Origin of the sequence: Vibrio pomeroyi (assembly GCA_041879425.1) — a bacterium.
In the GTDB taxonomy this organism is placed as follows: domain Bacteria; phylum Pseudomonadota; class Gammaproteobacteria; order Enterobacterales; family Vibrionaceae; genus Vibrio; species Vibrio pomeroyi_A.
In genome coordinates, this window is the sequence record CP090855.1 from 522,883 (window position 1) to 532,924 (window position 10,042).

General features: G+C 42.9%; 8 protein-coding genes. 6 read left to right on the forward strand and 2 right to left on the reverse strand.

Features of this window, described 5'->3' with window-relative positions; translation table 11 throughout:
* Positions 1-65 precede the first annotated feature (65 nt).
* The 6 genes from L0992_18335 to L0992_18360 all read left to right on the forward strand — a co-directional run bounded on the left by L0992_18335 (position 66) and on the right by L0992_18360 (position 8,021).
* The gene (locus L0992_18335) at positions 66-989 is read left to right on the forward strand and encodes a helix-turn-helix domain-containing protein (GenBank protein XGB69983.1); all 924 of its coding nucleotides are present in this window, start codon (positions 66-68) and stop codon (positions 987-989) included.
* A gap of 198 nt (positions 990-1,187) precedes the next feature.
* Positions 1,188-3,323, forward strand: coding sequence for an LruC domain-containing protein (locus tag L0992_18340; protein ID XGB69984.1), 2,136 nt, complete (start codon positions 1,188-1,190; stop codon positions 3,321-3,323).
* Between the two features lie 11 nt (positions 3,324-3,334).
* Positions 3,335-3,943, forward strand: coding sequence for a hypothetical protein (locus L0992_18345; GenBank protein XGB69985.1), 609 nt, complete (start codon positions 3,335-3,337; stop codon positions 3,941-3,943).
* 175 nt (positions 3,944-4,118) lie between these two features.
* Positions 4,119-4,433 (forward strand): hypothetical protein, encoded by a 315-nt coding sequence (locus L0992_18350; GenBank protein ID XGB69986.1) that lies wholly within the window; start codon positions 4,119-4,121, stop codon positions 4,431-4,433.
* Between the two features lie 49 nt (positions 4,434-4,482).
* Positions 4,483-5,331: a sulfurtransferase gene (locus L0992_18355; protein XGB69987.1), complete on the forward strand. Its 849-nt coding sequence runs from the start codon at positions 4,483-4,485 to the stop codon at positions 5,329-5,331.
* Between the two features lie 386 nt (positions 5,332-5,717).
* Entirely contained in the window at positions 5,718-8,021 is a 2,304-nt protein-coding gene (locus tag L0992_18360) for an EAL domain-containing protein (GenBank protein XGB69988.1), read from the forward strand.
* A gap of 135 nt (positions 8,022-8,156) precedes the next feature.
* On the opposite strand, the gene L0992_18365 is transcribed toward L0992_18360, so the two are convergent.
* Together L0992_18365 and L0992_18370 are read right to left on the reverse strand one after the other, a co-directional pair.
* Positions 8,157-8,723, reverse strand: coding sequence for an OmpA family protein (locus L0992_18365; GenBank protein XGB69989.1), 567 nt, complete (start codon positions 8,721-8,723; stop codon positions 8,157-8,159).
* A 1-nt stretch (position 8,724) separates the two neighbouring features.
* Positions 8,725-10,041, reverse strand: a complete 1,317-nt coding sequence (locus L0992_18370; GenBank protein XGB69990.1) for a VWA domain-containing protein — start codon at positions 10,039-10,041, stop codon at positions 8,725-8,727.
* Position 10,042: the final 1 nt, after the last annotated feature.

Consider the following 10,042-nt stretch of genomic DNA (forward strand, 5'->3'; position numbering starts at 1 on the left):
AAACCATTGAATAACATAAACAATCGAACAATACTGATCACAATTGAGATTATCGAGAACAAAGAATGCCACTCACGTTTGCACACTTCATAGAACAAGCAAGAAAGGATCGAGATTTAACGCAACAGGAGATGCTTGAGTTACTGATCGAGGCAGATCCGACATTGTCTAAGCTCGATCTCACAACGTTTAGTCGCTGGGAACGCGGTGTTACAACGCCAAAACTGGTAAAGCAATTGCTCATTGCTCGAATTGTGGGGGAAGATGTTGCGTTATTGATTGACCCACAAGAGAAAGGGCCAATTAAGAAAGTTAACCATTTCGAAAAAATACAGTCAAGGGTTCGCGACCCATACAGTTCAGACTCAAATGATTTTAAGACGTTCCACTGTGAATCATTAACTGACGAACCAGAACTTTATAGCAAACTAAGTGTATTTCATAACGATTATTTAGGAATGAAAACGAACCTTTCCGAGCTCAATAACCGGAATATAATGCTTGAAATATTCGTTGACGGAACAGGGAAGTTAGTTGGGCACCTCTTCCATGGATACTTAGATACTTCAACGTTACCCTCACAATGCGTCCCAGATAAACTCTCTGACTGTCAATTTATCGTCCCGGAGGATCATCAAAGCACCAATTTGACCATGTATATTGTTTCAGCTTTTTGTTCCATGGCTCAGCCAAGAATGGTCATGATTTTAATGATCTTGAATAGGTTACGACAACATACAAATATCAAAGACTTACAAGTTAACTGCCATGACCAAGAAGGATTTACTCTTTATGACTCAAATTCGGAGTGCGAAATTATTGCCAAAGGAGAAGCTATACAATTCGGAGGAGTAAAAGTTTTTGGTAAACACTTTCGCTACGTAAGAATAAAAACAAACCCTGAAAACATTCTGTCATCTAAAGTATTTTCAGATATTATTCCATTCACGAATGAATATATCGATTGCTTACTAGACAAGCATCCATAATTACTTTTTAAATTCAAATTTCCGCTATTCGAATAGTAATCGTATCGAACTTTCTATTCGCCATAGACCTGTATTTGCATATTGGCACTCAAATTGAGAGATTAACACTTCAGTAAAAAATAACATTTAAAATCAATCGTTTAAAAATGGCATGCAACTTGATTAAGTATCTAGACCTTCTATAACAAGGACGTAGATATGAGAATTACAACGTTAAGTTTGCTATTAAGCGCGCCACTGGTCGCCAACGCAGCGCCATTCGATACTTGCCCTAGTCAGGCATACCTGTTTCAGTCGAAACCCGTTGAGGTTTGGGGTGTAAACCTTGTAACAGGGTCAACCACTCTATTGGAAGACGATACCGGTATGAATGCCAATATCAATGGTGTTGGTTTTGATTTCCAGGATCGTTATATTTATGGCTATGACACCACCAACAAACGTCTAGTGCGTCTTGGCCAAGACTTCCAAGCAGAAGTTATCAATACCAGTGGCTTACCAACCGATCACACCTTCTATGTCGGCGATGTCTACGACCATGTTTACTACCTATATCGCACCGGTAAAGGGCTCTTCACGGTTGATCTATCCCCTCTCGATTCAGATCCTAATGCAACCGTTACAGTCAACAAAATCGCAGGCAGTCCAGCAACTGTGAGATTGACTGATTTTGCCTTCCACCCAAGTGATGGCTCTTTATATGGTATCGATAATAACTCTGGTGACTTGTACCAATTCAACCCAACCACAGGCGCAGAAACCTACATCGGTGATACTGGAGAAACAGGTACGTTCGGTGCAGGTTATTTCGATGTAAACGGCTACTACTACGTATCTCGAAATCAAGACGGTAAGATCTACCGTATCAACCTATCTCCAGACAATGCGGCCAATATCGCTGCTGGGATCGTTCCAGCTGTTGAGTTTGTTTCGAATGGCCCAGCTTCTGGTCAAAACGATGGTGCTCGTTGTGCCAACGCACCTGTTGTTGATGAAGACTCAAACATCGACTTCGGTGACGCACCAGACAGCTACCTAACGTTACTGGCGAACAATGGTCCTCGACATGAACTTGATGGCATCACCTGGTTAGGTACAGACGCACCAGATGCTGACCTTGATGGTTACGTAACACCGCAATCTGATGAAAGTGTTGGTATTGATGACGAGTGGGCAAACGGTGGTATCGGTTTTGTTACCGCACTTGAAGCAGGACTCGATTCAAAAGTTGTGATTGAAGCTTCAACAACCGGTTACCTTTCAGCTTGGATTGATTGGAACCAAGATGGCAGCTTCGACGGCGCTAATGAGCAAGTATTTACCGACTACCAACTGGATGCGGGTGAGAATGACTTGTTCCTAAATGTCGATATCAACGCATTAACAGGTACAACTTGGGCTCGCTTCAGATTCAGCCAACAAACCAATCTGAGCTACTTTGGCGGTTCAACCTCTGGTGAGGTGGTTGATATTCAAGTCGATGTTCTTAATGACGGTGCCACAGCTCGTTACTTCCCAAGCGCTTCGGGTTACGCAACCTTGGCGTATGAAGACAATTGGCCTTATAAAGCCGACTACGATATGAATGATGCCGTGATTATGTATCGAATCACAGAAATCTTAAAAGACGGAAAAGTTGTAAAATCCACCATCGACGGTCGCCTAGCTGCTGTTGGTGCAACCTATAAAAATGGCTTCGCCGTTCGCTTACCAAACCTTGCTCCAAGCTCGGTAGACAGCGGAAACTCTTACATGAAACACAATGGTATCTTTACTGACTTAGACATGGAGGACGGACGTAGTGAGGCGATATTTATTGCCGCCGAAGATTTAACGTCTAAAACAGAGACATCATGTACCTTCTATCGAACCAGCAACTCATGTAAAGACGACGAACAGTTTTCTTTCCAAATAGGAATCAGCTTATCAGGCGATGGTATAAGTACTGATACATGGACAGATATGCCTTACGACCCGTTTATCTTTGCAACACCGGGCTACTATCACGGTGAAAATCTACCGCTGCACCCAGGACGCAGTTGGGAAGTTCACTTGCCAGACCAAGCACCAACCGAGGCCTTTGACACTGTTAACCTATTTGATTCTGGAATCGGTGTTGATGATAGCGACCCAGCAACAGGGAAATATTTCAAGACAGCGGAAAACCACCCTTGGGCTCTCATTATCACATCAACAGAAGAGTGGGAATGGCCGCAAGAATACGTGGATATCGTAACTGCTTACCCAGAGTTTAAGCAGTGGGCAGAATCAAGCGGTGAAAATAACCAAACTTGGTTCGCATCACCAGCAGACAACCAATGCTATGTGCCATAAGGAGAAACGCTATGACTATTCACAATAAACAATATCGAAAAGCTCATTGCGTTGATTCAAGTCGCAATCTATCTGAGGAAAATCGTATGTCTGCACAAAGCACTTGGAATATGAAGAAATCGTTGGCTGTTATTTTAGCTGTCACTCCACTGGTATTGGTTGGTTGTGGAGGCGGCGGTGGTGGAGGCGGCAGTGCATCGACGCCAACACCAGCAACACCGTCGACTCCTGCTGCGCCTTCAACGCCAGTGACGGGAACGCCTTCTTCAGTGACAAGTGCGGCAGCAACTCCAACCTATACGATGAGTGATGTGGTTGTGCCCGATGGCTTTGATTACAGCTCAATTGAGCAATTTGATCTCGACATCGACATCAGTAGCATTTCAACCGCTCGCTCTTTTGTCACCGTTTATAGCCGTTTTAGCACACGAGATGACTCTACCTTGAAACCGGACTACTCAAGTAAAGTGATTGCAGGCTCGTTAGACAATGGTGTATTTGCCTCTAACTTTACTGCGCCTGTGAACCACGACTCTCTCTTGGTCGAAATTTGGTTTTACGATGGTCAACCACCATTACAACAAGTGGTATCGAGCACTGATTCTCAAATCGTTTGGTAAGAAACCTTAGTTAAGAGTTTTTATAACTCATTCCTGATAACTTTAAAGTGAGCTGAAATGCTCACTTTTTGTTTGGGTTAGAATCTAGAGTGAGTTCATTATTTCTGATTGACTTGATTCACTTTAACGCCGATCTCACTTATATTTTCAAGATAACCTTCAAAGACTTACTCTCATGAAACAGTTAAAAATAGGTCTATTTATCTTAATGTGTGGTGTGGGCGTACTGTTGGCTCTCACCTATTTCCCTTTGACCTCAGAGACAGGACAACGCATTCAAGCCAAAGTGATTTCCAACACCCTCACTCAATCACTAGACGGACACAGACGTTACCTCACCGTTCAGACAGAAGATGATCAAGTATTTCGCGTTTCCATTGCACCCACCACAGACTGCCCTATTGATTCTGTGGTCGCGCTTGATACATTAAACAATCAAATAACCGGACAAAGCAGTTATCAGTTCATCCACTGTAGAACTGCGCCTTAGTCGTCGATATACCACAGTAATAACTACAACAAAAATGGATATAAGAAGAATGAATCAGCCACTCATCTCACCGGAACAGCTTCAACAACGTTTGCTAGAAGAAAACAACATTGTAATCCTAGACGCCAGTATCGAATTTCAGATGCCAAGTGAGTCGGAAAAGATCAAAGGACAAATGATTCCTGGTGCTATTCGTTTTGATTACGACAAAGATTTTTGCAACAAGCATACCTTGCTTCCTCATATGTTCCCTTCCGAAAAACACTTCAACACTCGTGCTCGCGAAATTGGTATCAATCAAGACAGTACGGTTGTGGTTTACGATAACTCTGGAACCTTTGCTTCGCCTCGTGCGTGGTGGATGTTTATGGCGATGGGGCACAAAAACGTTTACATCTTAGATGGTGGCCTGCCTGCATGGATCGAAGCGGGTTACGCCACAGAAACTTCGTACAGAACTGAAGCAACACCGGGTAACTTCGAGGGTCATATCCAAGACAACTACTTTGTCAATGCTCAGCAAATCCATAGTTATTCCGATGATAAGAGTGCAAACATTCTAGATGCACGTTCACAAGCTCGTTTCGATTCAGAAGTACCAGAGCCACGTGAAGGCTTGCGCAGTGGCCATATTCCAAATTCTATTTGTTTACCCTTCGCACAAGTATTGAATGCAGGCAAATTGAAATCCCAAGAAGAGCTATCCGACATCTTTTCAACGTTAGCTTTAACCCCCTCTCAACCTATGTTCTTTAGTTGTGGTTCCGGTGTGACGGCCTGCATCATTCTACTGGCCGCTAAGCTGGCGGGATACTCAGGCGAAATGGGCGTTTACGACGGCTCATGGACTGAATGGGGTGCTAATGAGCAATTACCTATCGCTGTGACCAAAAAGTAATTCAACTTCGCTTACTGCCACTGTTAGAATATACTGCGCATGCATAAAGGGCTTACTGTTAGTGATGACTTAACATCTCACTGAGTAAGCTCTTTGCTTTGCGACAACGCTATATTCGTTTGAGACCAAATCTCGATTTGCACTGTTCTTTTATTAATCTGTATAAATTTGCAAAGCATAAATCGTGAGCAATCATGCACTAACCGTTATTGTTCGTGTGAATGTTAATATTTCACTCAAGAATATTTGTTCGTAGTCGTTACACTATTTAATCATTGATACTTTCATCATTGGCGTTTGTATCTTTCATTGCATGAATCACGCTGACGACCCAATAGTTTGTCACTTGCACTCTGTTAGAAGTAGTAACCAACAAAAGGCATCTCATGGCTCTATTTAAGAAAAATATCTGGTCGCTGTACGCTCTGATCGTACTGCTTACCTTGATACTTTTCGCCGTGTTGGGCGCAACCAAGTGGCAAGCAAACAGAGATGATTTCATTGAGCAACAGCATATCCAAGTTGAGCTATTTTCTAGCTCTGTAAGCTCGCTTCTCACCAGTCAAGAAGCCCTTCTTGAAGTGGTTGGGCATCAATTGGCTCAACAGTCTGACTTCACTCGTACTGCCGCCATTCAAATTCGTCCAATATTGGATAAACTGCTTGATACTCACCCTGCTATCGCAGCATTCGGATTACTAAACCCTCAAGGGGACTATCTTGCAATCAGCTCTAACCTGCAGTTATCTGATCAACACAACCTACTGAATCATCCATACACCAGAGATTCATTTCTAGAGGCTATGTCTAGCGAAAAAATGGTATTGGGTCGTACCTATTTCCAAGAATCATTGAACAGTTTGGTGATTCCGCTAAGAAAATCGATCTCCATCGATGGCAAAAATGTCGATGCGGTAATGACAGCAGGCCTGCGCTTAGACAGCACAATAGTATTCGAGAACAATGCACACGCCGGCAGCTACAACACCCTAACCTTGCTAAGACCTGACAACTACCGACAATTTTATTCGAGCGATATTGAATCGCTCGAAGCGTATCTTGAGCCGGTTGATAATGATGTTGTAAGACGCATCATTCATCGTTTTGCACAACAAGTGAATGTCAGTCTCGAAGAGGCTAAAACAGGAAATAATACCTACTCTTTCAGCGTCGATGACGACATGTATCACTCACTGCTCAGCGCTAAATACATTCCAGATTACAAACTTTGGGTCGTTGGACGCACAGATCTGACTCACGTTGATAGCATCTTCCTTCAAGAGTTTGGCATTCTTTTCGGCGCCTTTATTTTCCTTCAATTTGGTTTCTACGTTTTGGTTAAGTCGATTGCCAAGAACGAGCAAAGAACGCGAAGCCAGTTGATCTACCAAGCAAATCACGATCCATTAACTTCTCTGCCAAACCGCTTATACATGCGTCGAAATATTGATAAATGGATTGAAAATGAGTCAGAGCAATTCTCACTGCTGTTCATCGATATCGATAACTTTAAATGCGTCAACGATACTCACGGGCATGATTTTGGTGACAAGGTTCTTAAACAAATAGCGTTGCGTTTAATGCGATTCCGCTCTCGATTGAGCCTATTGGTTCGCGAATCGAGCGACGAGTTTCTGTTCTTAACTCCAATAACCAATGAGTCTGAAATTAAACGACTCGCAGAGCGTATCATCGAGGTGCTTTCTCAACCTTATGAAGTCGAACAATCTCAGTTCTTACTAGGTTGCAGCATCGGTATTGCGCGCTTCCCTGAACATGGGAAAGATTTGGATAGCTTGCTCCGTTCTGCCGATATTTCGATGTACAAAGCGAAGCAACAACAGAACTCATACAGTATTTTCACCACGGCGATGCAAGACGCTCACCTCTACAAAATGAAAGTAGAACAGAGGCTACGTATCGCTATCGAGAAGCAGACGTTGTTCATGGCTTTTCAACCTTTGGTACGTACCGATAAGAGCACTCATGGTGTCGAAGCACTCGTTCGTTGGATTGATGACGAGTTAGGTTTTGTCCCGCCCGATGTGTTTATTCCAGTCGCAGAAAGCACTGGCTTAATGCAAAAACTCGGTACGTTTATTATTGAGTCGAGCATTATGCAGATCGCTCATTTACATCGAACGACAGAACAGAAGATCGGGCTTTCGATCAACATATCCGTCCGTCAGTTTTCACATAAGTCGTTCTCTGAGCACTTATTCGCTACGCTTGAAAAGTATCAGTTCTCTCCAAGCTGTTTAACGCTAGAGATTACCGAAAGCTTGTTCATTGAGGATGTAGCTATAGTCAAACCACTGTTTAAAGCACTCAAAGAAAACGATATTAAGATCTCTCTGGATGACTTCGGTACCGGCTATTCATCGTTGAGCATGTTGAAAGCACTCCCTATCGACGAACTTAAGATTGATAAGAGTTTCATTGAGAACATCGCTATAGACCAGCAGTCACTAACCATGGTGCAAAACATTATCGCAATCGGTAAAAACTTCGGCATGGTGGTATTAGCAGAAGGCGTAGAATCCAACGAGCACTTCTCGATTCTAAAGGCTTGTGGATGTGATTTGATGCAAGGCTATTACTTCTCACGCCCTATCCCTTACGATGAGCTGTGTGAGTATCTAGCACCAATTCAGATTGAGACAATAGAACAACCAGAACCGGCGGCATAACTGTCGGTTAATTTCACCCAGCTTGCGAGTAACGTGATGAATCAAAAAAGGGAGCCTAAATAGGCTCCCTTTTTTATACACCGCTCAACATCGCGGCCCAAAAAATAAAAACACAGACAATGAAAACAAAACCCATTACGACTTAACTGTTATCACAACTCGTCGATTGCAACCTGTTGCCTTGTTGTCTGCAACCTTACAAATGGGTGCGCTTTCGCCATACGCATATTCAACGATGCGACTTCCTTGGTGAAGATCTTTCTTCAAGTAGCTCGCCACTTGTCCGGCACGGCGAGATGACAGGGCTTTGTTGTAGCCTTTACTGCCTACACTATCTGCGTGACCTTCTATATAAATTTTGGACTTATCACTCACTAAGCTAAGGTACTGACCTAATACTTGCTTATGGCTTTCATCCAATTTGTACACATTAGTTGGGTAATTAAGCACCAGGGATTGCGTCGCTTTATCATAGAAACACACATCATCTTGTGCTCCGATTTGAATCACTTCACTCTTTCTATTGATCACCTCATTTTGAGGTTTCTCATTTAGCTCTACCAGCTTCCCAATCACTTGTGTCGTAACAGTATGAGAAGACACCAACATTTTAGAAGTGACGTATTCGCCAACATCACCCAAGCAGTTTGCATAGCCCAATGGAGACATTAGCATCGTAGATAAAATCACTAGGTATCTCATGTTAATCCTTTAGTTTTCCGGTTTCTTCATTAATCAAATTCAAAATGTATTTGTATACATCTTCCCCATCTTTAGCGTGATAGATGTTCTTCTTACCAAAGCAATCTCCAAAGCCATCGGTTTCTGCCACTTTATAATTAATACCAATGACGCCCATCGTGACTTTGGTTTTCTCGGCTTCAGTTGGGGCATTACTCTGGAAGCGATTTCGTTTCGCTGAAATGGTTGATCGCAGCTTTTTACATAACCCCTGATCCACCAATTTCTGTAAATAAGTCTTGTCGTTGTCGCTACCATCGGATAACACAATAAACACTTGTTCAGGGTTAAGGTTGGTCGCCTTATTGGCTTCTTGTGCCGCTGCAATGATCCCGTTCCAAGAAGAGGTGCCTCCACCAGCTTTCAACTGAGCGCTCATCAACTGAGCTCGAAAGTTGTCATAGTCTTCAGTCAGTGGAATATCATAAAACTTGTAGTCATCATCAAAATCATTGTTTCGCTTATAAAGTCTCTCTACTTGATATCTACTCATTCCATACGATGGTTCAATGATCTCATTATACAAAGTTGGTTTATCAAACATTCGTCTAACCGTTGTCGCAGGAGAGCTCCGAGCGTAGTCATAAGCATATTTCTTTCGCCATGAAGCACGATAACCATAAGCATTAAGTCTTACTATCTCATCAGATTGTTTAACATGGAGCGGGTTGTACCCGAGCAAAGAAACTCGGCTCTTTTCTTCCGTATTAAACTCTTCAATGTCATCGACGACTCGTTTAATGGTTTCCTTTACAACATCGAGTTTCATTTTTCCGTTCTTCCACGAGTAAGTCATAGAACCACTAAAGTCACCGATAAAATAGACATCAACAGGCTGAGGGAGATACTTGCGCGTAACTGCTCGCCCACTCACCGAAAACTCAGGCTTTAAGTTCATCTCTTCGTACGCGATCCAAGACGTATATTTGGCAGTCGCACTTACCACAAAGTCACTAAATGGAGCAAGTTCACCGCTGGCTTGGACGCAGCCGTCTTTGTACTCACACTTACTGGTATACACAGCAACATCAACATCATCCGTGTTGTCAACAACGTATCTATCGACCAAATAGCGTGCATACTTTACGTTCTTTTCTTCATCCTCTTTAGGGCTCGCAATAAGTGCTAAACTGGCAACCTCTGCGGCTTCCAATAACCTAGTATGTGCTAGCATCTGTTGAGACATCTGCATCGAAAATGCCATGAAAATAACCATCATAGGCAATAGACCAACGAACAAAATACCTGCGACACCTTGGTTTTTCTTTATCGACTTCACC

Bases quoted from the DNA above. Each gene is read 5' to 3' on its own strand.
- L0992_18345 (XGB69985.1), top strand. From the start codon at position 3,335: ATGACTATTCACAATAAACAATATCGAAAAGCTCATTGCGTTGATTCA.
- L0992_18360 (XGB69988.1), top strand. From the start codon at position 5,718: ATGGCTCTATTTAAGAAAAATATCTGGTCGCTGTACGCTCTGATCGTA.
- L0992_18355 (XGB69987.1), top strand. From the start codon at position 4,483: ATGAATCAGCCACTCATCTCACCGGAACAGCTTCAACAACGTTTGCTA.
- L0992_18340 (XGB69984.1), top strand. From the start codon at position 1,188: ATGAGAATTACAACGTTAAGTTTGCTATTAAGCGCGCCACTGGTCGCC.
- L0992_18335 (XGB69983.1), top strand. From the start codon at position 66: ATGCCACTCACGTTTGCACACTTCATAGAACAAGCAAGAAAGGATCGA.
- L0992_18350 (XGB69986.1), top strand. From the start codon at position 4,119: ATGAAACAGTTAAAAATAGGTCTATTTATCTTAATGTGTGGTGTGGGC.
- L0992_18365 (XGB69989.1), bottom strand. From the start codon at position 8,723: ATGAGATACCTAGTGATTTTATCTACGATGCTAATGTCTCCATTGGGC.